The organism is Veillonella intestinalis (assembly GCF_943192895.1).
Lineage (GTDB): Bacteria > Bacillota > Negativicutes > Veillonellales > Veillonellaceae > Veillonella_A > Veillonella_A intestinalis.
The window spans coordinates 144682-170224 of sequence record NZ_CALPCB010000008.1 but is presented as its reverse complement, the minus strand read 5'-3'; the positions used below and the strand labels follow the sequence as shown (position 1 = coordinate 170224).

Here is a 25543-nt window from a genome sequence, read left to right as displayed (position 1 = left end):
GTAATACCACGTTCACGTTCTTCTGGAGCTTTGTCGATCATGCTGTAATCTTGGAAATCTGCTTTCCCTTCTTCAGCTAATACTTTAGTGATTGCTGCAGTAAGAGTAGTTTTACCATGGTCAACGTGACCAATTGTACCGATGTTAACATGCGGTTTAGTACGTTCAAATTTTGCTTTTGCCATTTTGAATTGTCCTCCCGGATAATTAAAATTTAACTTATTGAGTTAACCCTCAAGGGATTAGCCATTTTTCTTTGCTTGAATTTCTTCAGCAATTTTCTTAGGTACTTCTTCGTAATGGTCTACTGTCATAGAGTAGTTACCACGACCTTGTGTTTTGGAACGAAGGTCAGTTGCATAACCAAACATTTCGCTCAATGGAACGAATGCTTTAATATGCTGGCTACCGTTACGAGCTTCCATACCTTCCATACGACCACGACGAGAGTTCAAGTCGCCGATTACGTCGCCCATGTATTCCTCTGGAACGTCTACTTCTACAGCCATGTATGGTTCAAGAAGTACTGGATCTGCTTTACGAGCACCTTCTTTGAAGCCCATAGAGCCAGCGATTTTAAACGCCATTTCAGAGGAGTCAACATCATGGTAAGAGCCGTCAAATACGACTACTTTGATGTCAACCATTGGATATCCAGCAATAACACCAGATTCCATAGCTTCTTTTACACCGTTTTCAACTGGTCCGATGTATTCACGAGGAATAGCACCACCAACGATTTTATTCTCGAATTCGAAGCCAGCACCTGGTTCTTGAGGAATTAATTCCAACCAGCAATCGCCATATTGACCACGACCACCGGACTGACGTACGAATTTACCTTGAGATTTAACGGATTTACGGATTGTTTCACGGTAAGCAACCTGAGGTTTACCAACATTACATTCAACTTTGAACTCACGGTTCATACGGTCAACGATAATGTCTAAGTGAAGTTCACCCATACCGGAAATGATTGTCTGGCCAGTTTCTTCATCCGTACGAACTTTGAAAGTTGGATCTTCTTCAGCCAAACGAGCTAAAGCAATACCCATTTTTTCTTGGTCAGCTTTTGTTTTTGGTTCAACTGCAACGGAGATAACTGGTTCAGGGAATTCCATAGATTCAAGAATTACCGGAGCTTTATCATCGCAAAGAGTATCACCAGTAGTTGTATCTTTCAAACCAACAGCAGCTGCGATATCACCAGAGTATACGCGTTCAATTTCTTGACGGCTGTTAGCATGCATCTGAAGGATACGACCAATACGTTCTTTCTTACCTTTTGTGGAGTTAAATACGTAAGAACCAGATTCTAAAGAACCGGAGTATACGCGGAAGAACGCTAATTTACCAACATAAGGGTCAGCCATAATTTTGAAGGCCAATGCGGAGAATGGTTCTTCATCAGATGCTGGGCGAGTTTCCTCTGCACCAGTGTCTGGGTTAACACCTTTAATTGCTGGAATATCTAGTGGAGATGGCATGTAGTCTACAACTGCATCTAGCAACATCTGCACACCTTTATTTTTGTAAGAAGAACCGCAAAGCACTGGGAACAATTTGTTATCACAAACTGCTTTACGAAGACCAGCTTTTAATTCTTCAATGCTGATTTCTTCGCCTTCCAAGTATTTCATCATGATTTCGTCATCAGTTTCAGCAATTGCATCAACTAACATTTCACGACGTTCTTTAGCAATTTCTTCATAGTCAGCAGGAATATCAGTGATTTCGAATTCTTTACCATCATCGCTGATGTAAATTTCCGCTTTCATAGTCATTAAATCGATAATGCCTTTGAAAGTATCTTCAGCACCAATTGGAACCTGAAGAGCCACACTGTTTGCACCTAAACGGTCCTTCATCATGTTTACTACATTGAAGAAGTCAGCGCCTACTGTATCCATCTTATTTACATAAGCGATACGAGGTACGCCATAAGTAGAAGCTTGACGCCATACAGTTTCAGATTGTGGTTCAACGCCACCTTTAGCACTGAATACTGCAACAGAACCATCAAGTACACGCAACGAACGTTCAACTTCTACAGTAAAGTCAACGTGACCAGGAGTATCAATGATATTAACGCGGTGATCTTTCCAGTGGCAAGTAGTTGCAGCAGACGTGATTGTAATACCACGTTCCTGTTCCTGTGCCATCCAGTCCATTGTCGCAGCGCCTTCATGAACTTCCCCAATCTTGTGAACTCGGCCTGTATAGTAAAGAATACGTTCCGTTGTGGTTGTTTTACCAGCATCGATGTGAGCCATGATACCGATATTACGAGTCTTCTCTAAAGAAAATTCTCTTGCCACGAATGTCAACTCCTCTTAACTAATTACCAACGATAATGAGCAAATGCTTTATTAGCTTCTGCCATTTTATGAGTATCATCTTTCTTTTTAATAGCTGCGCCAGTGTTATTGAACGCATCCATTAATTCACCAGCTAAACGTTCTTTCATGGTACGTTCGCCACGAAGACGAGCATAGTTTACCATCCAACGAATGCCTAATGTCTGACGACGATCAGCACGAACTTCAACTGGTACTTGGTAGTTAGCACCACCGATACGGCGAGCACGAACTTCCAATACAGGCATTACATTTTTTAAAGCCTGATCAAAAACTTCCATTGGGTCCTGACCCATTTTGGAACGAATAATTTCAAATGCATCATATACGATAGTTTCAGCAATACCTTTTTTACCATCGTACATCACTTTGTTAATGAAGCGTGTAACCAATTTGCTGTTGTACACCGGATCTGGAAGTACATCACGCTTCAACACAGGGCCTTTTCTTGGCATGTTATTTCCTCCTCTACGATGTGTGATTTCAATTGTTAGCTATTATTTTTTAGCTTTTTTAGCGCCGTATTTGGAACGACTCTGCATACGGTTCTGTACGCCAGCTGTATCCAATGCACCGCGAACAATGTGATAACGCACACCTGGTAAGTCTTTAACACGACCACCTCGAATAAGTACTACACTGTGTTCCTGTAAATTGTGACCAATGCCTGGGATGTAAGCAGTTACTTCAATAGCGTTTGTTAAACGAACACGGGCAACTTTACGAAGCGCGGAGTTCGGTTTCTTTGGAGTAGCTGTGTACACACGAGTACATACACCACGTTTCTGCGGACAGTTTTTCAACGCAGGAGCCGTAGATTTAGTAGTCACGGTTTCGCGACCTTTACGTACTAGCTGATTAATAGTTGGCATTAGGGCACCTCCTTTCCAAACAATTAGATTTATAATTGATCTGCTGCAACAAATTGTTACTACAGATATTACCAAGTTTAACGAAGCACACCGACAGCAGCGGCCTTCACTTTTATTTTACCAGCCTTACCAAGTTCCTCCATGGAGTGCTCCTGATTTACTGGCACTGCATATTTTTCACAAAGTTCAAGGATTGGTAACACCACACGGTCATCGCTGTTATTAGCAACAAACACCATCTGAACTTCGCCGCGCATAATCGCTTTCGACGTTTGCTTAGCTCCGATTGTCTTTTTCGCCGATGTCAAAACTTCGATTTCCATACCTTTACTCCTCATGATTTTCTCGCACTCGGGCACACTGTCCCCTGAGCACTATATCAGTTTAGCATTACACCCCCGCCTCTGTCAACATGTTTTATAGCGAATTTGCCGCATATTATCTAGCTTTTATATGTACACTCATCCGTGTGTTTCAAAATATTCTTATGTTGTATATTTTTATTAATTTTATGCAATATTCAGTCATTTTTCCTATATTTTATACATTCTTATACAATGATTGCAAAATATGCATGATTAACTTTCTCAAGAAATATAAAAGAGTGTCTCTCACAAAACTGAGAGACACTCTTTCTAAACATAACACTGAAACGCTTTAGCAATTCTGCCTGCGTCACGTTTTTATTCTTATATACACACCTTACACTGTATTAATAAGTTAACATCAAACTTATTCTTCCACAGTTGTAGTTGCTTCAACAGGTACTACGTCTTCCACTTGAGGTTCTTTTTTAATAACTTTAATTTTACGGTAACGACTCATACCAGTACCAGCAGGAATCAATTTACCAATAATAACGTTTTCTTTAAGACCTAACAATGGATCAATTTTACCTTTAATAGCAGCATCAGTAAGTACGCGAGTTGTTTCCTGGAAGGATGCAGCTGACAAGAAGCTATCAGTAGCTAACGCAGCCTTAGTAATACCGAGAAGAATTCGTTTACCTGTAGCTGGTTGTTTGCCATTTAAAACTAAACGACGGTTTTCTTCTTCGAAGGTATTAACATCAATAGGATCCCCTGGTAACAAGTCAGCATCGCCTACTTCTTCTACTTTTACTTTATGAAGCATTTGACGCACAATAACCTCAATATGTTTATCGTTAATTTCTACACCTTGAGATTTATATACTTTTTGTACTTCATATACAAGGTAGCGCTGTGTAGCTTCAGTTCCCATAACACGCATAATATCGTGAGGGTTGATAGAACCTTCCGTTAAACGGGCGCCTAATTTTACAAAATCGCCATCACGCACAATAATACGAGCGCCATATGGAATCAAGTAATCAAATTCTACCCCATCTTTATCAGTAACAAAGATAGTATTAGTACCTTTTTTATTATCATTAGGCACTACACGAACTGTACCTTCTACTTCGCTAATAATAGCATGACGTTTAGGACGACGTGCTTCAAATAATTCTTCAACACGTGGCAAACCTTGCGTAATATCGTCACCAGCGACACCACCCGTATGGAATGTACGCATTGTTAACTGTGTACCTGGTTCACCGATAGACTGTGCTGCAATAATACCAACAGCTTCCCCTACCTGTACTTGGTTACCAGTACCTAAGTCACGGCCATAACATTTCATACATACGCCATATGGAGAATGACAAGTCAATACAGAGCGAATCTTAACTGTTTCATAGTGTTTTACTACTTCATCAGCCAATTCTTCTGTAATTTCCCCATTAAGAGGCACAATAACTTCGCCAGTTTCTTTATTAACTAATTCTTCCGCTGCCGTACGACCAATAATACGATCCTTCAATGGTTCAATAATACCTTGACCTTCTACGATAGCTTCTACTTCGATACCATGAATATCATTGTTACGTACTTGCACTTCTTTTACATCACTATCAAGGATTGCTTCAATACCTTCTTCAGTAAGCGCACTGTGTGCAGGGAATACTTCACGACCTTCGCTATCTACAACAGCATTAACGGTATCTTTACCAAGCATATTTTGTACCATTGTTTCACGCAAGGTTTGACGAATGCCTTCATCCGTTTCACCAAGGCTAATTTTCTGTACAAGATTTGTGTGGTTAATATCGCTATCGCTACCTAAATGAGCGCCACGAAGATCAATGCCAGTAATTTTATGTTCTGCTAATACATCTAAGTCAGCTTGAGTCAATACAGTTTCAGCAGTTAACACAACTTCACCAGTCGCTGCATCCACTACATCCTTATCAAGGACGCGGCCAATTAATTTATCTTTCAATAAGGCAAGAGCCTGACGAGTCGAGCTTGCTAAACGTGCACGTTCACGCACTAAATCAATGCCCACTACATCACAGTCTTCCTCACGAACAATAACGTCTTGGGATACGTCAACAAGACGACGTGTTAAATACCCAGAGTCAGCTGTACGAAGAGCCGTATCGGCCAAACCTTTACGAGCACCATGGCTAGAAGTAAAGTAATCCAATACAGTAAGACCTTCTTTAAAGTTTGCCTTAATCGGTAAGTCAATGATTCGACCTGATGGGTCAGCCATTAAACCACGCATACCAGCTAACTGACGAATCTGCTGTTTATTACCACGGGCACCAGAAATCGCCATCATATAAACAGGGTTAAAGCCTTCTTGGTCTCGCATCATAGTATCCATCATGGCATCAGTTACATCTTCGGTAGCCTGTGTCCAAAGCTGGATAGTTTTACGATAACGTTCATCTTCAGACATATAACCACGACGATAGTTGCGTGATACTTTTTCTACATCTTCATCCGCTTTTTGTAAAATTTCAGCCTTTTCAGTTGGCACTTTAATGTCTGCAATAGCAATTGTCATACCAGCACGACGAGCGTAAGAGTAACCTAAGGATTTAACGCGGTCAAGAAGTTCTGCCGTTTTTTCATTACCAAATAATTGGAAACATTGGTCAACTAATTTACCTACCATCTTCTTGTCCATTACGCGACCTAAGGTGTAATGACCATCTTCTTGCAATTCATATTGACGAAGCTCAGGATAGAGCGCATTGTTAAAGATCAAACGGCCTGCTGTCGTTTCAACACGGCCATAGCCTTCTTGGCGGATATAAAGAATATCCTGCAAACCAATAATACCCGCATCATACGCTAACATAACTTCATCATAGTTAGCAAAGTATTTAGCTTTTTCTTTGGTATGTTGACGAACTACAGTTAAGTAGTAAGTCCCCAAAATCATATCCTGTGATGGAACCGCTACTGGCTTGCCATCTTTAGTAGACAAGATATTATGGGAAGATAACATGAGTGTACGAGCTTCAGACTGAGCTTCTACAGATAATGGCAAATGACACGCCATCTGGTCACCGTCAAAGTCAGCATTGAAAGCTGTACATACTAATGGATGCAACTTAATAGCGCGACCTTCCCAAAGGATTGGTTCAAACGCTTGAATCCCCAAACGGTGAAGTGTTGGCGCACGGTTCAAGAGCACTGGATGTTCTTTAATAACTTCTTCCAACGCTTCCCAAACGCCAGGACCAATACGTTCTACTTGACGTTTAGCTGCTTTAATATTGCTTGCTTGTTGACGTTCTACCAAACGTTTCATAACGAAAGGTTTGAACAATTCAAGCGCCATTTCTTTAGGCAAACCGCATTGGTGCATTTTAAGTTCTGGACCAACTACGATTACAGAACGGCCAGAGTAGTCAACACGTTTACCTAACAAGTTCTGACGGAAACGACCTTGTTTACCTTTAAGCATATCGGATAAAGATTTCAAAGGACGATTACCAGGACCAGTTACCGGACGACCACGACGACCATTGTCGATAAGAGCATCAACCGCTTCTTGTAACATACGTTTTTCATTGCGCACGATAATATCAGGCGCTCCTAAATCTAATAAACGTTTTAAACGATTATTACGGTTGATTACACGGCGATATAAATCATTCAAGTCAGATGTAGCAAAACGGCCACCATCAAGTTGAACCATAGGGCGTAATTCAGGTGGAATTACTGGCACTACATCCATAATCATCCATTCTGGTTTATTCCCAGATTGGCGGAATGCTTCAACAACTTCCAAACGACGCACGGCACGAACCTTACGTTGACCTGTGGAAGTTTCTAATTCACTGCGAAGTTCTACATTAAGACTTTCTAAGTCCAATTCACTTAGTAACGCTTTAATCGCTTCAGCACCCATATCAACGCATACAAATTCTACGTCTTCTAGAGCACCTAATTCATAACGTTCTTCACGAGTTAATTCTTCATATTCCTTTTCTTCTTCTGGAATTTCTGTATTAGCTTCTAATGCTTCGTTAGCTGCTAACTTACGTTTTGCTTCCGCAATAATAGCCAAACGTTCACGACGTTGTCCTACTGTTTCAATTTCAACTTGTTTACCATTGATTTTATAATCAGCTTCATTAAATTGAGCTTCATATTCACGGAACTCAGTTTCGGAAAGCAATTGACGTTTCATAAGAGGCGTGCTACCTGGATCTACAACGATATAGGCAGCAAAATAAAGTACGCGCTCTAAAGAACGTGGCGATACATCAAGGATGAGACCCATACGAGATGGGATCCCCTTGAAGTACCAAATATGAGACACTGGTGTAGCCAGTACGATATGGCCCATGCGTTCACGACGAACTTTAGAACGAGTCACTTCTACACCACATTTATCGCAGACTACGCCTTTATGGCGAATGCGTTTATATTTACCACAATGACATTCCCAGTCCTTGGTTGGTCCAAAAATACGCTCGCAAAACAAGCCATCACGTTCTGGCTTAAGCGTACGATAGTTAATAGTTTCTGGCTTCTTAACTTCTCCATAAGACCATTCTAAAATCTGGTCTGGCGAAGCTAAGCCAATTCGCATAGAGTCGAATTCATTAACGTCTAGCACAAGTATCGCTCCCTTCTTTTGGATACTCAAATATTAGTCTTCGTCTGTGTCGGACTCATCACCATAAGCAGCCATAGCGCTTAATACATCATCATCTTCTCCACTAGTTACTGGTTCGGATTCTTCAGTTGCTGGCAATTCCCCTTCCGTAGAGGTTGTATCTGAGCCTTCCATTACTTCTTTGATTTCATCTTCATTTGTATCTACATCATCATCGTCATCGAGTTCTTTAATTACTACTTCTTCTTGATCTTCATTCAAGATTTTCACATCAAGACCGATACTTTGAAGTTCTTTAAGCAATACTTTAAACGATTCTGGTACGCCTGGTTCAGGAATGTTTTCACCTTTAACGATTTTTTCGTATGCTTTAACACGACCAACAACATCGTCAGACTTAACGGTTAATAATTCCTGCAAGGTATACGCGGCGCCATAAGCTTCTAGTGCCCATACTTCCATTTCCCCGAAACGCTGACCACCAAATTGAGCTTTACCACCCAATGGCTGTTGTGTTACTAAGGAGTACGGACCTGTAGAACGAGCATGAATCTTATCATCTACAAGATGGTGAAGTTTCAACATGTACACATAACCAACGGTAACTTTATTATCCATTGGCTCGCCAGTACGGCCATCGTACAATACGGTTTTACCATCATCATCTTTACCAGCAATATGAAGCGTATTAAATACATCAGTTTCGTGTGCCCCATCAAATACTGGCGTAGCAATGTGAATACCTGCTACATCAGGTTTTGGCATGCCATATGTTTCATAGTCATAGCCATAAGCTTCTAAGCTTTTACGGATTTCTTCACGTTTTACACGAGACGTTTCGATAGCTTCGATAATATTAACGACTACAGAAAGTTCCTTCAATTCAGCTTGTAAAGCTTCTTCCATTTCTGGTGCTTCTTCTTCCTCATCGAAGTATTCAATTTCTGCATCACTATAACTCTTTTCAAGAGCACGCAATTCATCGTAACGCGCACGGCCACCCAATGAATTTAACTGTTTTTGTGCTTCTTCATGGATTAAGTCCAAAGCCTCTTCGCGACGAGCATCAATTTCACTGTCCACATCTAGATGGGAAACAGTTACATTTTCAGCTACTTTAGACTGCAAGGATTCCATTTCAGCATATAATTCTTTAATGCGATCAATATTATCCCAGTAGCGGCTATCTGCTTTTGCTTGATTCAATACATTTTGAATTTTAAGGTCAGTAGCCTTAATTTGCATACCAAGGCCTTGTACCGCCCAACCAAGATGAGTTTCTAATACCTGACCAATGTTCATACGAGATGGTACGCCCAATGGGTTTAATACAATTTGAACTGGTGTGCCATCTGGTAAGAACGGCATATCTTCTTGACGCATAACACGTGAAACGACACCCTTATTACCATGACGACCAGCCATTTTATCGCCTTCGTGGATTTTACGTTTTTGTGCAATATATACACGCACTAATTTATTAACACCTGGTTGTAATTCATCGCCATTTTCACGAGTAAATACTTTAACGTCGACGATTTTACCAGATTCACCATGAGGCACGCGCAAAGAAGTATCGCGTACTTCACGTTCTTTATCACCAAAGATAGCACGCAATAAGCGTTCTTCTGGAGTTAATTCAGTTTCACCTTTTGGTGTTACTTTACCAACAAGGATATCCCCTGGGTGAACTTCAGCACCAATACAAATAATGCCGTCTTCATCAAGATTGCGAAGATTGTCATCCCCTGTATTTGGCAATTCACGAGTAATTTCTTCAGCCCCTAATTTAGTATCACGAGCATCACATTCGTATTCTTCAATGTGGATAGATGTATAAATATCTTCTTTGCAAAGTTCCTCACTAAGCAAGATAGCATCTTCGTAGTTGTAACCTTCCCAAGGCATGAAGGCAACAAGTACGTTAAAGCCAAGCGCCAATTCGCCACCATCAGTTGCTGGACCATCAGCTAATACCTGACCTTTTACAACACGATCACCACGGAATACGATTGGTTTTTGGTTAAAGCAAGTGGATTGATTGGAACGTAAGAATTTGTTTAATTTATAAACATCTACACGACCATTATCACGCATAACGTGAATTTCATTACCCCAACAACGAGTAACAACACCTTCTTCTTTAGCCAATACACAAACGCCAGAGTCACAAGCGGCTTTATATTCCATACCAGTACCAACAAGTGGTGCCTGTGCACGAAGTAATGGCACGGCCTGACGCTGCATGTTCGCACCCATCAAAGCACGGTTCGCATCGTCATTTTCAAGGAATGGAATCATAGCTGTACCAATGGATACAACTTCTTTAGGGCTAACGTCCATGTAGTCAACTTTTTCAGGCGCTACTTCTAAGACTTCATGACCACGACGGCAAGCGATATGCGTATCTACGAAACAGCCTTCAGCATCAAGGATGGAGTTAGCCTGTGCAATCGTCATACCTTCTTCTTCGTCAGCTGTCATATATACAACTTGTTCAGAAACTTGCACTTTAATAATTTTGTTAGCCTCTTCGCCTGTACCATAGATTTTTTCTACACGGCGATATGGCGCTTCAATAAAGCCAAATTCATTTACTTTTGCATAGTTAGAAAGTGAAGAAATCAAACCGATATTTGGACCTTCTGGGGTTTCAATTGGACACATACGACCATAGTGGGAATGATGCACGTCACGCACTTCGAAACCAGCACGTTCACGAGACAAACCACCAGGCCCTAAGGCAGATAAACGACGTTTATGAGTCAATTCACCAAGTGGATTTGTTTGGTCCATAAACTGAGATAACTGCGAAGAACCAAAGAATTCTTTAATCGCTGCTACTACTGGACGAATATTAATCAATGCTTGTGGCGTAATCATAGCATTATCTTGAATTGTCATACGTTCACGCACAACCCGTTCCATACGAGTTAAACCAATGCGGAACTGATTCTGCAATAATTCACCAACGCAACGTAAACGACGATTGCCTAAGTGGTCAATATCATCTACGTGACCTACACCGTCCATAAGGTTTAACAAGTAGCTAATATTAGCAATCATGTCTTCACGAGTTACAGTACGATGTTCAAATGGTAAATTACAGTTGTTACAAATTACTTTGAAAGATGTGCCATCTGCATTTTTTACATAGAATTCAGCAAAACCTTCACCATTAAATACACCACTATCAGCGACGATATCTAGCTGTTCTTCGTTCATTACAGTGCCAGCATCAACGATAACTTCGCCCGTTTCCATATTTACAATTGGCTGTGCTAACGTCTGGCCAAGCATACGTTGGCGCCAACCTAATTTTTTATTTAATTTATAGCGACCTACACGAGCCAAGTCGTAACGACGAGGATCGAAGAATAAATTGTCAAATAAGTTGCGAGCACTTTCTACAGTAGGCGGTTCGCCTGGACGTAATTTTTTGTAGATTTCTACTAACGCTTCTTCAGCGGATTCAGTCGTATCTTTTTCTAACGTACGAACCAAACGTTCATCATACAAGCGATTACCATCTTCATCAACTTCACCATTCCAGAATAATTCTAAAATGGATTCATCTGTACTCCAACCAAGGGCACGGATTAAAACAGTTGCTGGTAATTTACGGTTACGGTCAATACGAACCGCCACCATTTCATTAGCATCTGTTTCAAGCTCAATCCAAGCACCACGGTTAGGAATTACTGTAGAACCATATAAACGGTTACCCATGGTATCAATTTCACGAGTGTAATATACCCCTGGGGAACGTACTAACTGAGATACGATAACACGTTCAGCACCATTAATAATAAATGTGCCTGTTTCCGTCATCAATGGGAAATCACCCATGAATACTTCTTGTTCTTTAATATCCTGATTTTCTGGATCATTATTAATCAAACGAACATTAACACGCAATGGTGCTGCATATGTAGCATCACGGTTTTTACATTCGTTAATATCATATTTTGGCTCTCCAAGGCTAAAACCTTCAAAAGAAAGCACTAAATTACCTGAATTGTCTTTAATCGGAGAAATATCGTCAAAAATATTTTGTAAACCGCTCTCCAAAAACCACTCGTAAGACTTGCGTTGCACGTCCAACAAATGTGGCATTTCTAGAACTTCGTCAATTTTAGCATACGTATAACGCGTTCTTTTACCTACCTGCTCAGGTTTGAACATACCAGCTTTCACCCCTCATTTCAATTGGCTTACCTTCTATTCTATAACGGTATGACACAAGACAAACATCCAGGTCTCAGTTTTCCTGTCAACACAATGACAAAATAAGCAAGGCTCTCAATTTTTTCTTTTGAACCTTGCTTCGCCATCGGCTGACACAACCTTGGAAGATTTACCCTTTATCAGTAACAATGTTATAGTCTTATTTATTCATACTCAGCAGTTCATTCTATGCGATGCACAGAACGAATGTGATATAAGCATCACTCTCTAATTGAGTACATTTGCAATTTAGTATTATAGCATTAATAGTTATCTTTGTCAAAATCTAATTTAAAAAAACAACAATTAAGCAAAACGTTTTATAGAGCAAAAAAGACCAAGGCTAGATAAAAATCTAACCTCAGTCTTTCATAAGGGGGCTATTTTAATTAGTTACCTTTTACTTTTAAAATATCAGCACCAGCAATACCTGGCTTAGTCATTTCTGCAGGTGATAAAATATGTTCCATTTCTTCTTTAGTTAACAAGCCTTTTTCAAGAATAATTTCTTTAATAGCTCGGCCCGTAGTGTATGCTTCTTTTGCTAAAGCGGAGGCATTTTCATAACCTACGTGAGGAAGTAATGCTGTTACGATACCAACACTACGTTCTAACCAATATTGACAACGTTCACGATCAGCTTCTAAATCGATTAATAATTTGTCAACAAATGTATTTACACCATTTTTCAAATAGCACATAGCATTGAACAAGTTGTACGCAATAACTGGTTCCATTACGTTTAACTCAAATTGACCATTTTCAACACCTAAAGTTACCGCTAAGTCGTTAGCAACTACTTGGTAACATACCTGGTTAAGTACTTCCGCAATAACTGGATTTACTTTACCTGGCATGATAGAAGAACCTGGTTGGCGAGGTGGTAATTTTAATTCCCCAATACCACAACGAGGACCTGATGCCATCAAACGGAAGTCGTTCGCCATTTTAATCAATACTAACGCAGTAACTTTCATACCACTGGAAATATCAGCAAACACGTCTGTATTATTAGTAGCATCAATTAGATTCTCTGCCGTATAGAATTCTTCACCTACTACAGTAGATAATTCATCAGCCACATCTTTAATGTAAGAAGGCTCTGCATTAAGACCGGTACCAACTGCAGTAGCTCCCATATTTACAATATGAGCACCTAACATGGAAGATTCAATACGTTTGATGCCTCGACGAATACCCGATGCATAAGAACCCATTTCTTGGCCTAAAGTAATTGGCACTGCATCTTGTAAATGAGTACGGCCCATTTTTAATACTTCTTTGTATTCTTCAGCTTTCTTTTCAAGTTCATCTACTAAACGTTGTAAGGCAGCCAATAATGGTTTGCTCTTCAAAATTGCGCACACTTTAATCGCTGTCGGGAACGCGTCATTAGTAGACTGCGCCATATTACAATGATTATTTGGAGAAATAATGTCATAGCTTCCTTTTGGATGACCTAAAATTTCAAGTGCACGGTTAGCCAATACTTCATTCATGTTCATGTTGAAAGAAGTACCTGCCCCACCTTGAATAGGATCTACTGGGAACTGATCAATAAAGCCACCAGCAATAATTTCATCAGCTGCTTTCACAATGGCATTACCAATAGTTGGATCCATACGTCCAGTTTTCATATTAGCCAATGCACATGCTTTTTTAACCATCGCTAAGGAACGAATAAAGTCATGGTCAATATTTTTCCCCGTAATGTTAAAGTTTTCTAGAGCACGCAAAGTTTGCACACCATAATACAATTCATCAGCAACTTCTAATTCACCTAAAAAATCATGTTCTTTACGCATACTGTACCTCATCCTTCATCTTAATCCAATACTATGATTCCTTTATAGCTACTCACAGTAATTGTGAGTAATTTCTGATTACCTGTTTATGATAGTCTCTATAAGATGTCCAGGATGGGCTAAGATCACTCCATCCATATCTATTGGACACGTTCATTATAACATGTATACAATGTACAACTAAAGTAAAAAGAGCTATAAGGCTATATCAAATAAGGATATGTAAGGTTTAGAACATGTCTTTTTCTATAGAACAACTTGAAAACGTACTAAACTTCAAGGGTTTTCTCGTATGACTTTAAGGAATAAATAAAGTTATCTAAAATAGTTTTATAGAATATCGAAAATAGTGTTCTCTAATATATTTCCATATCTTTTTAAAAATAACAATACAAAAAACCGCCCTCCTAAGAGAGCGGTTTCTATTAGCTTATTGTCTTAATAATTACGCCACAGGGCTTAAATTATTTAAGTTCAACAGTTGCGCCAGCTTCTTCCAATTTAGCTTTAAGAGCTTCAGCGTCAGCTTTAGGCATACCTTCTTTAACAGGTGCAGGAGCGCCGTCAACAACAGCTTTAGCTTCTTTCAAGCCAAGACCAGTTGCTTCACGAACAACTTTAATTACGTTGATTTTACCAGCGCCAGCATCTTTCAAGATTACGTCGAAGTCAGATTTTTCTTCGCCTGCGCCAGCAGCACCGCCAGCAGCAGCAACAGCTACAGGAGCAGCTGCAGTTACGTTAAATTTTTCTTCGATAGCTTTTACAAGATCATTTAATTCAAGGATAGTTGCTTGTTCTAATTCAGCAACGATGTTTTCAATGTTAAGTGCCATGATTTAGTTCCTCCACTAATTATATTTTGTAGTAATATGTAAAAATTACTGATTATGCTACAGTTTCGTCTTTTGCTTCCGAAACAGCTTTTACAGCGTAAGCCACGTTGCGGATTGGAGCCTGAAGTACGGAAAGAAGCATGGAAAGCATACCTTCGCGGTTAGGCAATTTAGCAAGCGCTTTAACTTCGTCAGCAGAAAGAAGTTTACCTTCTGCAAGACCAACTTTAACGTCGATTGCTTCCGTTTTAGTGTCTTTAATGAAGTCTTCGATGATACGAGCTGGTGCAACTGCATCAGTTTTGGAAATTGCCAACGCAGTTGGACCTTCCAAATGTTCAGCGAAACCTTCAATACCTAATTCATTAACAGCGATGCGAGTTAAAGTATTTTTGATTACTTTATATTCTACATCTTCCGCTAAGAATTTACGGCGTAAATCAGTTACCTGAGCTACTGTCAAGCCATGGTAACCAACGAGTACGGCCCCCTTTGCTTCAGAAAGATTTTCTTTCATCTGTGCAACGATTGCCTGTTTCTGTGTAGTGACAGCCATTAGAATACCTCCTTATAGATTTTGGTGATGCTCTATGTACTATCTTAGCGTAAAAACGACCTCATTACCAACGCAATGAGGTCGTAACCGTTCCATAATAGAATTCGGTGTCAGCCTCTGCGGGCGGATTTACATCCATTATACATACCTGCGGTCTACAGCTAAGAGAACATATATAATTATTGTTCCTTCGTAACAGTAGTCAATTTGAATACGTTAAGAGGAACACCAGGTCCCATTGTGGAACTCAAGGTTACAGATTTAATGTACTGACCTTTTGCTGCAGCTGGTTTTGCCTTGATAATAGTATCAACGATTGTGCGGTAATTGTCAAGCAATTTTGCATCATCGAAAGAAGCTTTACCGATTGCACAAGCAATAATACCTGCTTTATCAGTACGATACTCAATTTTACCAGCTTTAATTTCGTTAACAGCACGAGCTACGTCCATAGTTACAGTACCAACTTTAGGGTTTGGCATTAATCCTTTAGGACCTAAAATTTTACCTAAACGACCAACTTGGCCCATCATGTCAGGAGTTGCTACAGCAACGTCGAAGTCGCTCCAACCACCCTGAATTTTAGCTACTAACTCTTCGGAGCCAACGAAATCTGCGCCAGCTTCCTCAGCTTCTTTAATTTTATCGCCTTTCGCAAATACGAGTACGCGTTTAGTTTTACCAGTACCATGAGGTAAAACAACGGCACCACGAACTTGTTGATCAGCGTATTTAGGATCGACATTCAAGTTGAAAGAGATTTCAACAGTTTCGTCGAATTTAGCAGTCGCAGTTTTCTTAACAAGCTCAACAGCTTCTACTGGTTCGTAGAATTTGCCTGCTTCGATAAGTTTAGCTGCTTCAGCGTATTTCTTACCTACTTTTGCCATCTTAAAATCCTCCTTATGTGGTTTAACGGGAATTCCCTCCCACCGATATGTGCTCCATCAGCACATGTCGTACGCTAATTAATCAACGATTACAATGCCCATGCTGCGTGCAGTACCTTCTACCATACGCATACCTTGTTCTACAGTATTTGCATTCAAGTCAGGCATTTTAAGTTCTGCGATTTCACGAACTTTATCGCGACTAACCTTTGCTACTTTGTCACGATTAGGAACCCCAGATCCTTTTGGGATGCCAGCTGCTTTTAATAAAAGAACAGCTGCTGGTGGAGTTTTCGTAACAAACGTGAAGCTTCTATCTTCAAATACAGTAATAACAACTGGAATTGTTAAGCCAGCTTGTTGTGCTGTGCGTTCGTTAAATTCTTTAACGAATGCCATAATGTTAACACCTGCCTGACCAAGAGCTGGACCGATAGGTGGCGCTGGACTTGCCTTTCCTGCTTCACACTGAAGTTTTACAATTTTTGTAACTTTTTTAGCCATGGTGATTACACCTCCTTGCGCTCAAAATGTGGTGGTAACGGAATGACTTCCTCCCACTGGCGACCACCAAGCCGCCTAAAAAGTTTAGAGTTATATTGTATATATTAAAGATCTTTCTCTACTTGAGAAAAATCTACCTCTACCGATGTATCACGATTAAACACTTCCACATCAAGTTTTAATGTTTGTTTTTCGTGATTGATTTCAGTAATTGTACCTAATCTATCTTCAAAGGCACCAGAAGTAATGCGCACTGTTTCGCCTACTACGACATCGATTGTATGCTTTGGCGCTTGATCCAGCCCCTGTGATTTGAGGATATATTCAACCTCGGAATCAGACAACGGTACCGGTTTTGTAGCAGACCCAACAAAGCCTGTTACCCCCGGTGTGTTACGCACTACGTACCAGGAACGATCATTAACTTCCATCTCTACTAAAACGTAGCCAGGGAAGATTTTGCGCTTAACAACTTTCTTTACGCCATCCTTCTCGTCCACTTCATCTTCTACCGGCACAAGAATACGACCAATAGTCTCTTCAAGCCCCATAGATTGAACTTTCAGTTCCAGATTAGTTTTTACTTTATTTTCGTAGCCTGAGTAAGTATGAATAACATACCATTTCTTTTCTGCTTCCACGGAAAGGCCTCCTATCCGACAACACGCATCAACAACTGGAATAATTCGCCAAAGATAGCATCAACGATACCGATTAAGGCAGCGACGAATACTACAGTGAGAAATACTACAATTGTGTAATTGATGAGCTCTTTTCTTGTCGGCCAGACTACTTTTTTGAGTTCCGCTTTCATTTCACGGGCCATACGGCCTACGCCGCCACGACGTTGCGGTGTTGTAGAATTGGATCCTGCCATCATTTCACATCCTTAAATCATCGGGTAATTGGATGAAACGAATTATTTCGTTTCGCGATGTAACGTATGTTTACCGCAGAATTTGCAGTATTTCATCATTTCAATACGATCAGGATTATTTTTCTTATTCTTGTTCGTCTGATAGTTACGTTGTTTGCAATCAGTACATGCCATAGTCACTGCATTACGCATCCGGATACACCTCACTTCAAAATAAACTTGCCGTTAAAACATCATATGCTAATATAGCCTATCACAGTAGGCCAAGCCTGTCAAGTTTTAGGCAACTTAAAAAAGCCAGGCGACTACCTGACGATTCATTATACCAAACTATATCCACTATGTCTATACCTAAAAAATAAAATAAAAACAAAGGAACCATAGGCAATGAAATATTTCATACCTATAGTCCCTTATCGCCTTTGTATCTATAATTACAAGAAATCACAAATACCTAAGAACAATTACCAACCTATAGTCAGTTTTAATCAATAGTTATAATTCGTTCTGGTTTTTCTACTTTAAAAGAAAAATAAGTTGGATTATTATTATGCTCTAAAAATAGAGTTTCACCATCAAATTTACCACGCCATCCAACTACTAGAGGATACATCCGACTAATTGTCTTTAATAACTCAATAGGCTCTAAGTTTAAAATTGGGGCAAACAAAACATTTACACCATCTAACAAAATCACGTCTGACCCACAGGCCTTTAGCGCTTTACACATAACATCCTTCGCTAAATCAGGTCGTAAATCACGGGCCACTTCCAAAAACTCTTCTTCAATAAGTTCTTTTGCTTCGATGTACTTCCAACCATCTTGTTCAGCTAATTCACGAATTAACTTACTCTTCCCAGAGCCCGGACCGCCCACTACAAATAGAATGCGTTCTTCATCACTCTGTAGTGATTTCCATCGTTCTTTAATGTCCTGTGTTGTTACCATGTGTCATCCTCCTTTACCGAAAGCCTATTTACTCAATTCTTTGTTAGGTCTGTCTGACAGCATTACACTTTTTATAAAATTGTCGGTTTCACCTACCGTAAACAATAAATAGCTATATGCTGAATCTGGATTCTTATATGTATATACCATAAGTGGCTCACCATTAGCCCCTTTATCCGCTTCTATAGCACTAGGCATGCCATATAAATACAATAATAAATATTTACTATCCCCGATAGATATGCCTCGTCTTGTCAAAGCCGTACTTTTAGTTATCATAGCACGGGCTACAGTCTGCCGCTTATCAAAACCAATTAGCATATCATCATAGGCAATAAATTCATCGCCATATAAAAAGCCACGCTGTTGCCACTGTTCATTTTGATCAGCTACAAATGGTGCATTTACACGATACCCCATGAGGACAAAGTCATCATCTTTTAAATGATTGGCTTTATAATATTGTACTGTTACTGGGGGTAAATGAAGCTGTGTCCATACTTGCCCATCAATCATATCGATAGCTTTTACCTTATTGTCTTTTAAAGTAAATACCAAATATCGAGTAGCAGGAGCCCCCTGCATCACAGGATCCAACATTGCTGTGCTTACCTTGTTATCATTCGCCACAGCCTCAGCAAACTCCTGCTTGCTTTTTACAATATTTTTACTTTCATCATAAAAATATATCAACGAAACGGTGCCTTTTTTTAAATCACGCCACATAGCTTGTGGCGCCCCATAGGCAAACAACACGGAGCCACGACTTTTACCGATAGAAATTCCCCGTCCAGTCTCTAAATTTTCACCAGTAATATGTATGTTAGTTATCGTTCTTGGCTCATATTGATAGGTTAATCCTTCTTGACGAAGAAGACTCTCCCGTGCCCCTTCAGACCACGAAGGGCCAGTATACACTGTATAGCTTCCTGCTTCCCCTTCATAGGTAGTAAAATCTCCTGTTACATGGCCTACTGTTTTACCGCCTAAGGTTATGCCTAACGACTCCTTCGTCAATACAGGTTCCACCGCTCCCAAAGTTAAATCTTTAATACTAAAATCCTTTGCTGCCATAGGTTCTAACGTATCCGCCGTATAGCTTTTCCCCACAGCTGTTAAATCTACACCAGCCTCAACACTCTTTTGTTCTTCTAAACTTTCCGCTAAACGTACGGCCATCTTATTAACCGCCGCCCGCTCTGGCGCCCATGTATCACTAGGGTCCATACGCAACTCACTATCAGCAGCCCCTACAGACGTTGTTAACAAAAAAGCTCCCAGTGCTAGGGCCAATTGTTTTCGCTGTAACTTCATCATATTTAACCCTTTCGTGCCGCATCAATTTGCGCCCGCAACCAATTCAGCCAATCTGCAAGACCTGTTTTAGCCGTGCAACTAACTTCAAAAACATCAGCTATTGGATTTAGATTATGTATATCTGTTAATGCCTTTTCTTTGTCGAATGGAATATAGGGCAATAAATCCACTTTGTTCAATAAAACGGCTTTAGATTCTTTAAAAATGAGTGGATATTTTAAAGGTTTATCTTCCCCTTCGGTAACAGACAAGACTGTCACCTTCATAGCTTCACCAATAGCAAATTCCGCAGGACATACTAAATTACCAACGTTTTCAATAATAATCATATCCAAAGCATCTAAATCAAGATCACCTAGTGCATCTTCAATCATCTTCGCATCTAAATGACAACCACCAACTGTATTAATCTGCAATACGGGAATACCTAATTTGTGAATTCGCTCCGCATCTTTTGCAGTGTATAAATCCCCCTCTATGACAGCCAGAGAATACTCCTGCGATAACTCTTTTAAGGTTGCCTCTAATAGAGATGTTTTACCCGCGCCTGGGGAACCTAATAAATTAAATACAAATATATTTTTTTCTTTAAATATACGTTGCAAATCGGCTGCAATAGCATCGTTTTTTGCAAGCACATCGGTCATTACTGTAACTTCCATAATTCCCTTTCTTCAATCCATATCAATGGACGCAACCTGTAATTCACGGCCTGTTATCGTTTGAATGGCTAAACTTTCACAGTGCGGACATTTAAACACATAATCGGCTACACTAAATTCATAATCGCAGTCTAAGCATTTGCCGCGTAGCGGTATCATTTCAATCTGCAAAACTGCCTCAGCCGCAGCTGTATGTTTAGTTACTGCCGCAAAGCAAAATTGCAAAGCCTCTGGTTCCACCCCAGACATGACACCTAAACGTAATTGAATCGCATGAATAATCGTGCCATTATTAGCCGCCAAGGTCTGCAGTGCAATGTCTACAATTCCTTCAGCAATCGACATTTCGTGCATGGTATGCCTCATAAATATTTTCTAACAACATAGTCGTGGTCACCGAGCCAACCCCACCAGGAACTGGTGTAATAGCACTAACTACAGGCAAGGCTGATTCATAATCCACATCGCCCACCGTTTTACCATCTAAATCATTGATACCTACATCAATCACTACGGCTCCTTCTTTTAACATATCACCAGTAATGACATGAGCTCGTCCAACAGCAGCAATAACAATATCCGCTCGCTTCAAATGTGCTTCTAAATCAGCCGTCTTAGAATGGCAAAGTGTCACCGTTGCGTGTTTTTCTAATAGCAACAGCGCCACTGGTTTCCCCACCACTTGACTACGCCCTACCACCACAACTTCTTTACCGGCTAGGGGAATATTATAATGTTCTAAAATTGCCATACAAGCTCTTGGTGTGCAAGGCCAAAAACCACCTTTACCAGCGCTGGCTAAGCCGATATTTTTAGATGTTAAACCATCAATATCTTTTTCAGGCGATAAACGTTCAATTAAGGCGTCTCTATCTATTTGTGGAGGCATAGGCATAAGTGGCAATACACCATAAACAGCATCAGACTGATTCCAGCGGTCAATAACAGCGACTACTTCTTCAAAACTAGCCGTTGCTGGCAAGTGAGCTAAATCAACACCAAAGCCTGCATTTTTAGCTGTTTTTTCCATAAAATGAGCATACATTTGCGCTGCTTTATCATCACCTACTAATAAAATTCCCAAGGTCAATACTACGCCCTTAGCTTCTAAAGCAACTAAGCGCTCATTTAATACAGCCTTATGAGCATCCGCTACAGCCTTACCACGTAATTCCATCATGCCATTTCCTCCTTAACGTTTAAAATATACAGTTACTGCCTCACCTATAGGAACTTCAGCACCAGCTGGTTCATCTTGGCTAATCGCATAGCCAGTCCCATCAGGTACAAATTGCAAGCCTGCTTCATGGAGCCAATCCCTTACTTCACCAGTTGTCCAACCTGTAAAATCAGTCATTATAACCGTGCCATCATCTGTTTTGGATACCACTGGTTTTGTAGGTCTTTCCCCTGCAGCCACACCTTGTAAATCCTTTTCCTTCGTCACCGATGGAGACAATTGGAAGTATCGTACTAACTGGCTCATAATGTCTTTAAAAACAGGGGCTGCAATTTGCCCACCATAATACACTCCATTTGGGTCATCAATAACAATGAGCGCCACAAATCGAGGATCTTCGACAGGACCTACACCAATAAACGATGCAATATAACGGCCATCCAAATAGCCCCCATGTTCAGCATCAAGTTTCTGTGCAGTACCTGTTTTCCCCGCAAAATGGTAGCCATCTACCGATGCTTTATTACCGCCGCCTTCTGATACTTCTTTTTCAAGCATATCTAAAATTGTTTTCGCCACTGTTTCAGGAATAGGTTGTCCTACTTCTTTAATCTGTTCCGTTTCTACAGGGCTACCATCTGGATTGTTAATACTCTTAATAATATGAGGCATCATCATTTTACCACCATTGGCAATGGCACCAAAGGCTTGTACCATCTGTAATGGCGTTACTGCCACACTTTGTCCAAAGGCCATAGTCGCTAAATCTAATTGCGAAATATCTTTTTCAGGAATCAACTGACCTTCTGCTTCACCAGGCAATTCAATGCCCGTTCTTTTGCCAAAGCCATAACCCTTCAAGTATTCCATCATGACTTCTTTGCCCGTATTAATCCCCAATTGCGCCATGCCTGTATTAATGGAGTATTTCAAAATCTCTAGTAATTTTACATTGCCATACCCTTCGCCATTCCAGTTTTGAATGGTATGCCCACTTACATTAATACTACCAGTGTCATTGTATACCGTATCAACAGTCCATTTACCAGAAGCTAAAGCAGCCGAAGCCGTCAACGGCTTAAAAGTTGAACCTGGTTCATACATATCAATAACCGCCCGATTTTTGAAAGAGTTTTCATTGCCTTTTTCATAATGATTCGGATCATAAGTTGGTCGATTAGCCATAGCTAAAATCTCACCCGTTTTCGGGTCCATAATAATAATGCTAGCACCATTCGGCTTAGACTCTGCCATTACTTTATCAAGAGCTCGTTCTGCAATAAACTGCACCGTTATATCAATGGTTAAGGTAATACTCCGTTCTTTTTCTGGTAAAAACTTAGATAATACAGAACCAAAAATAGCATTACCATGCTGGTCAGTGGCAACTAATTCTTTAGTAATCCCACCACGGATAATATCATCTTTAGCCATTTCAAGACCATCAAGGCCTTTATCATCAGTTCCTACAAAGCCTAATACTTGCGCTAACAAATTACCATTAGGATAAAAGCGACGACTTTCCTCTACAAAGTTGAGCCCCTCTAACTCATTCTCCTTCATAACCTTAGCCAAGGCTTTCGATTTATCAGGGTCCATCATACGATCCAACCAAATAAAGGCTGTATCCTCTTTCAAACGTTTTACAATTTCCTCTTCCTTAATGCGCGTATATGGCACGATAAGAGCGGCAATCTCCTCAGGAGACTTTTTAATCATTTTAGGGTCCGCATATAATGAACGAGTGACCATACTCATAGCTAGGGGACTCCCATTGCGATCATAAATTGTCCCTCGTGGGGATTGTAATTTGCGACTTGTTTCTACTTGATCTAAATTCTTAGTGTCCAAGGTTGTCTTGTCAATAACTTGTAGCCAAATCAAACGGCCCACTAATACGATGATGGCCAAAAACACAAAGGCCATAAGTTTAGATATATTATCACGAAAGGCTATTTTTTCTTCACCTTTAATCATAAATCGTTATAACTCCTTATGTGCTTTCCGTGCCAATTTACGTTCAGCTGCTGCCAATAAAGCAGCTGGCTCATTCGCCACTTGACCACTGCGCACTTGAACTAATAATTCTTGCAAAATTGTACCTGTTTGATTACCTAACAAAGCAGGTAACTCAGGACCATACGCTAAATCACGAGTATGAATAGGCATGGATTCTGTAATATGAGCTAAACAGTCACCAAAAGCCAGTGTTCCCGCCGTACTACTATTAGGTCGACCACAGCCAATAACATCAGCAGCACAAACTTCGGCCATTTGAAGCACCGCTTCTTTTAGCTCACTACTTTTACGAAACGAGCCACTCTGCGCTTCTTTACGCATCCATTTCCAAGGATCCGCTTCTTCGTTATTCACAAAATAATGGAACCGCATATGGCTACTTACAAGCCACGCCACGCGATTAACTAAGGCTTTAGGATACTGCAAACGGCTTAAAATTATTTCTGCCATAGCCGCCCCAGCCTTGTCATGACCGCGATCAGTAATTCGCCCTTTATTAAAGCCCCGAATGCCCTCTTCGCCTTTAGCTACATCATGAAGCAAGGCCGCCCACCGCAAGGTTAAATCAGCCCTAGTGGCCTGCACCACCGCCAGCGTATGCACCCAACCGTCATAGGCATGAAATTCAGGCTGTTGCGGTAAGCCTACTAAATGGCGCAACTCAGGTAAAACAGGGACTTCTCGATAAACGCCTTCTTCTAACACGCGGCAAGTACAATCAGCTAATCCAGACTGGACCAAAACATCCAAACCTTTTGCCACCGCCGGCGTCACGAGTAAAGCATCTAATTCCTGTCTCACTCGTTCTAAAGACAAACCCTTTACCCGTTCAAAACTAGGCGCCATGCCCTCCAACAGTGAACGATGAGGTAAAAAATCTAATTTCCCTACAAAGCGACAAGCCCTAAATAAACGAAGAGCATCTTCCTGAAAACGTTCTTTAGCATCGCCAATGGTTCGCAACGTGCGTTTCTTTAAATCTTTTAAACCACCTACTAAGTCAATCACTTCTCCAGTGCGACTCATAGCTAACCCATTGACCGTGAAATCACGCCGTTTTACATCTTCAGCCAAAGAGTCTGCATAACTAACTTCTTCTGGTCTATGACTATCTGCCCCATATCGTTCAGTCCGATAGGTAGCTACCTCATAAGAACCTTCCGGCACCGTGACCACTACAACCCCAAAAGATTTACCGATAAGGCCCGTGGTGGTATAGCCGGCTTGTTTCATAATAGCCATAATCTCATCAGGCTTAGCCTGTGTAACAATATCATAATCATGAGGATCTTGATGAAGCAATAAATCACGAACAGCCCCGCCTATGACATAGGCCTCAAAGCCAGCGCTTGTCAAAGTATCTAAAATTTTTTCAGCACCAATCCAAATAGGCCCTGACGGTTTTAATATAGTCTTTGACCGTGTAAACCATTTCATCATTACTCACCTCTCTCATATCATTTTATTATAGCATAGACCCTTGCTAAATTCACCCTTTTCAATCTAGTAATTAAACACAAATTACCCTCATATCAATACCAATTCCTC

Annotated in this window: 22 protein-coding genes; all 22 read right to left on the bottom strand. The window is 40.5% G+C overall.

The annotated features are described in order from the left end of the window. Positions 1 to 185 (bottom strand): GTP-binding protein (locus NFR27_RS08145; protein WP_251454974.1); only part of this gene is annotated, 185 nt, incomplete at its 3' end. Positions 186 to 242: 57 nt separating this feature from the next. Further along, positions 243 to 2318, bottom strand: a complete 2076-nt coding sequence (fusA, locus tag NFR27_RS08140; RefSeq protein WP_251443003.1) for an elongation factor G — start codon at positions 2316 to 2318, stop codon at positions 243 to 245. A gap of 23 nt (positions 2319 to 2341) precedes the next feature. Continuing rightward, entirely contained in the window at positions 2342 to 2812 is a 471-nt protein-coding gene (rpsG, locus tag NFR27_RS08135; protein WP_006555649.1) for a 30S ribosomal protein S7, read from the bottom strand. Positions 2813 to 2854: 42 nt separating this feature from the next. Continuing rightward, positions 2855 to 3229 (bottom strand): 30S ribosomal protein S12, encoded by a 375-nt coding sequence (gene rpsL / locus NFR27_RS08130; RefSeq protein ID WP_115310803.1) that lies wholly within the window; start codon positions 3227 to 3229, stop codon positions 2855 to 2857. Between the two features lie 77 nt (positions 3230 to 3306). Next, positions 3307 to 3552 (bottom strand): L7Ae/L30e/S12e/Gadd45 family ribosomal protein, encoded by a 246-nt coding sequence (locus tag NFR27_RS08125; protein WP_251443006.1) that lies wholly within the window; start codon positions 3550 to 3552, stop codon positions 3307 to 3309. Between the two features lie 409 nt (positions 3553 to 3961). After that, the gene (gene rpoC / locus NFR27_RS08120) at positions 3962 to 8173 is read right to left on the bottom strand and encodes a DNA-directed RNA polymerase subunit beta' (RefSeq protein WP_277612549.1); all 4212 of its coding nucleotides are present in this window, start codon (positions 8171 to 8173) and stop codon (positions 3962 to 3964) included. 33 nt (positions 8174 to 8206) lie between these two features. Continuing rightward, positions 8207 to 12358, bottom strand: coding sequence for a DNA-directed RNA polymerase subunit beta (gene rpoB, locus NFR27_RS08115; protein ID WP_251443009.1), 4152 nt, complete (start codon positions 12356 to 12358; stop codon positions 8207 to 8209). Between the two features lie 431 nt (positions 12359 to 12789). Continuing rightward, positions 12790 to 14205: an aspartate ammonia-lyase gene (locus NFR27_RS08110; RefSeq protein ID WP_251443011.1), complete on the bottom strand. Its 1416-nt coding sequence runs from the start codon at positions 14203 to 14205 to the stop codon at positions 12790 to 12792. Between the two features lie 464 nt (positions 14206 to 14669). Further along, positions 14670 to 15041, bottom strand: a complete 372-nt coding sequence (gene rplL / locus NFR27_RS08105; RefSeq protein ID WP_115310798.1) for a 50S ribosomal protein L7/L12 — start codon at positions 15039 to 15041, stop codon at positions 14670 to 14672. Positions 15042 to 15093: 52 nt separating this feature from the next. Beyond that, positions 15094 to 15597 carry a 50S ribosomal protein L10 gene (gene rplJ, locus NFR27_RS08100; RefSeq protein ID WP_115310797.1) on the bottom strand — a complete coding sequence of 168 codons (504 nt, stop codon included), beginning with the start codon at positions 15595 to 15597 and terminating at the stop codon, positions 15094 to 15096. A 179-nt stretch (positions 15598 to 15776) separates the two neighbouring features. Next, positions 15777 to 16487 carry a 50S ribosomal protein L1 gene (gene rplA, locus NFR27_RS08095; RefSeq protein WP_251443012.1) on the bottom strand — a complete coding sequence of 237 codons (711 nt, stop codon included), beginning with the start codon at positions 16485 to 16487 and terminating at the stop codon, positions 15777 to 15779. A 78-nt stretch (positions 16488 to 16565) separates the two neighbouring features. After that, positions 16566 to 16991, bottom strand: coding sequence for a 50S ribosomal protein L11 (gene rplK / locus NFR27_RS08090; protein ID WP_006555621.1), 426 nt, complete (start codon positions 16989 to 16991; stop codon positions 16566 to 16568). A 104-nt stretch (positions 16992 to 17095) separates the two neighbouring features. After that, complete coding sequence (nusG, locus tag NFR27_RS08085) at positions 17096 to 17632, bottom strand: transcription termination/antitermination protein NusG (protein ID WP_251443014.1); 537 nt, start codon at positions 17630 to 17632, stop codon at positions 17096 to 17098. An 11-nt stretch (positions 17633 to 17643) separates the two neighbouring features. Then, a complete protein-coding gene (gene secE / locus NFR27_RS08080; RefSeq protein WP_251443025.1) occupies positions 17644 to 17868 on the bottom strand; it encodes a preprotein translocase subunit SecE in 225 nt (74 codons plus the stop codon). Between the two features lie 42 nt (positions 17869 to 17910). Next, complete coding sequence (gene rpmG / locus NFR27_RS08075; protein ID WP_115310793.1) at positions 17911 to 18060, bottom strand: 50S ribosomal protein L33; 150 nt, start codon at positions 18058 to 18060, stop codon at positions 17911 to 17913. 292 nt (positions 18061 to 18352) lie between these two features. Then, complete coding sequence (brxF, locus tag NFR27_RS08070) at positions 18353 to 18817, bottom strand: BREX-3 system P-loop-containing protein BrxF (protein WP_251443031.1); 465 nt, start codon at positions 18815 to 18817, stop codon at positions 18353 to 18355. A gap of 24 nt (positions 18818 to 18841) precedes the next feature. Further along, complete coding sequence (locus tag NFR27_RS08065) at positions 18842 to 20134, bottom strand: hypothetical protein (protein WP_251443042.1); 1293 nt, start codon at positions 20132 to 20134, stop codon at positions 18842 to 18844. 2 nt (positions 20135 to 20136) lie between these two features. After that, positions 20137 to 20796 carry a hydrogenase nickel incorporation protein HypB gene (hypB, locus tag NFR27_RS08060; protein ID WP_251443045.1) on the bottom strand — a complete coding sequence of 220 codons (660 nt, stop codon included), beginning with the start codon at positions 20794 to 20796 and terminating at the stop codon, positions 20137 to 20139. Positions 20797 to 20808: 12 nt separating this feature from the next. Then, positions 20809 to 21150: a hydrogenase maturation nickel metallochaperone HypA gene (gene hypA, locus NFR27_RS08055; RefSeq protein ID WP_251443048.1), complete on the bottom strand. Its 342-nt coding sequence runs from the start codon at positions 21148 to 21150 to the stop codon at positions 20809 to 20811. Beyond that, positions 21128 to 21976: a bifunctional 5,10-methylenetetrahydrofolate dehydrogenase/5,10-methenyltetrahydrofolate cyclohydrolase gene (locus tag NFR27_RS08050; protein WP_251443054.1), complete on the bottom strand. Its 849-nt coding sequence runs from the start codon at positions 21974 to 21976 to the stop codon at positions 21128 to 21130. Before NFR27_RS08050 ends, hypA begins: the two co-directional genes overlap by 23 nt. Positions 21977 to 21988: 12 nt before the next feature. Then, the gene (locus tag NFR27_RS08045) at positions 21989 to 23902 is read right to left on the bottom strand and encodes a penicillin-binding protein (RefSeq protein WP_251443282.1); all 1914 of its coding nucleotides are present in this window, start codon (positions 23900 to 23902) and stop codon (positions 21989 to 21991) included. 57 nt (positions 23903 to 23959) lie between these two features. Continuing rightward, positions 23960 to 25432, bottom strand: a complete 1473-nt coding sequence (locus tag NFR27_RS08040; RefSeq protein WP_251443285.1) for a CCA tRNA nucleotidyltransferase — start codon at positions 25430 to 25432, stop codon at positions 23960 to 23962. Between the last annotated feature and the right edge of the window lie 111 nt (positions 25433 to 25543).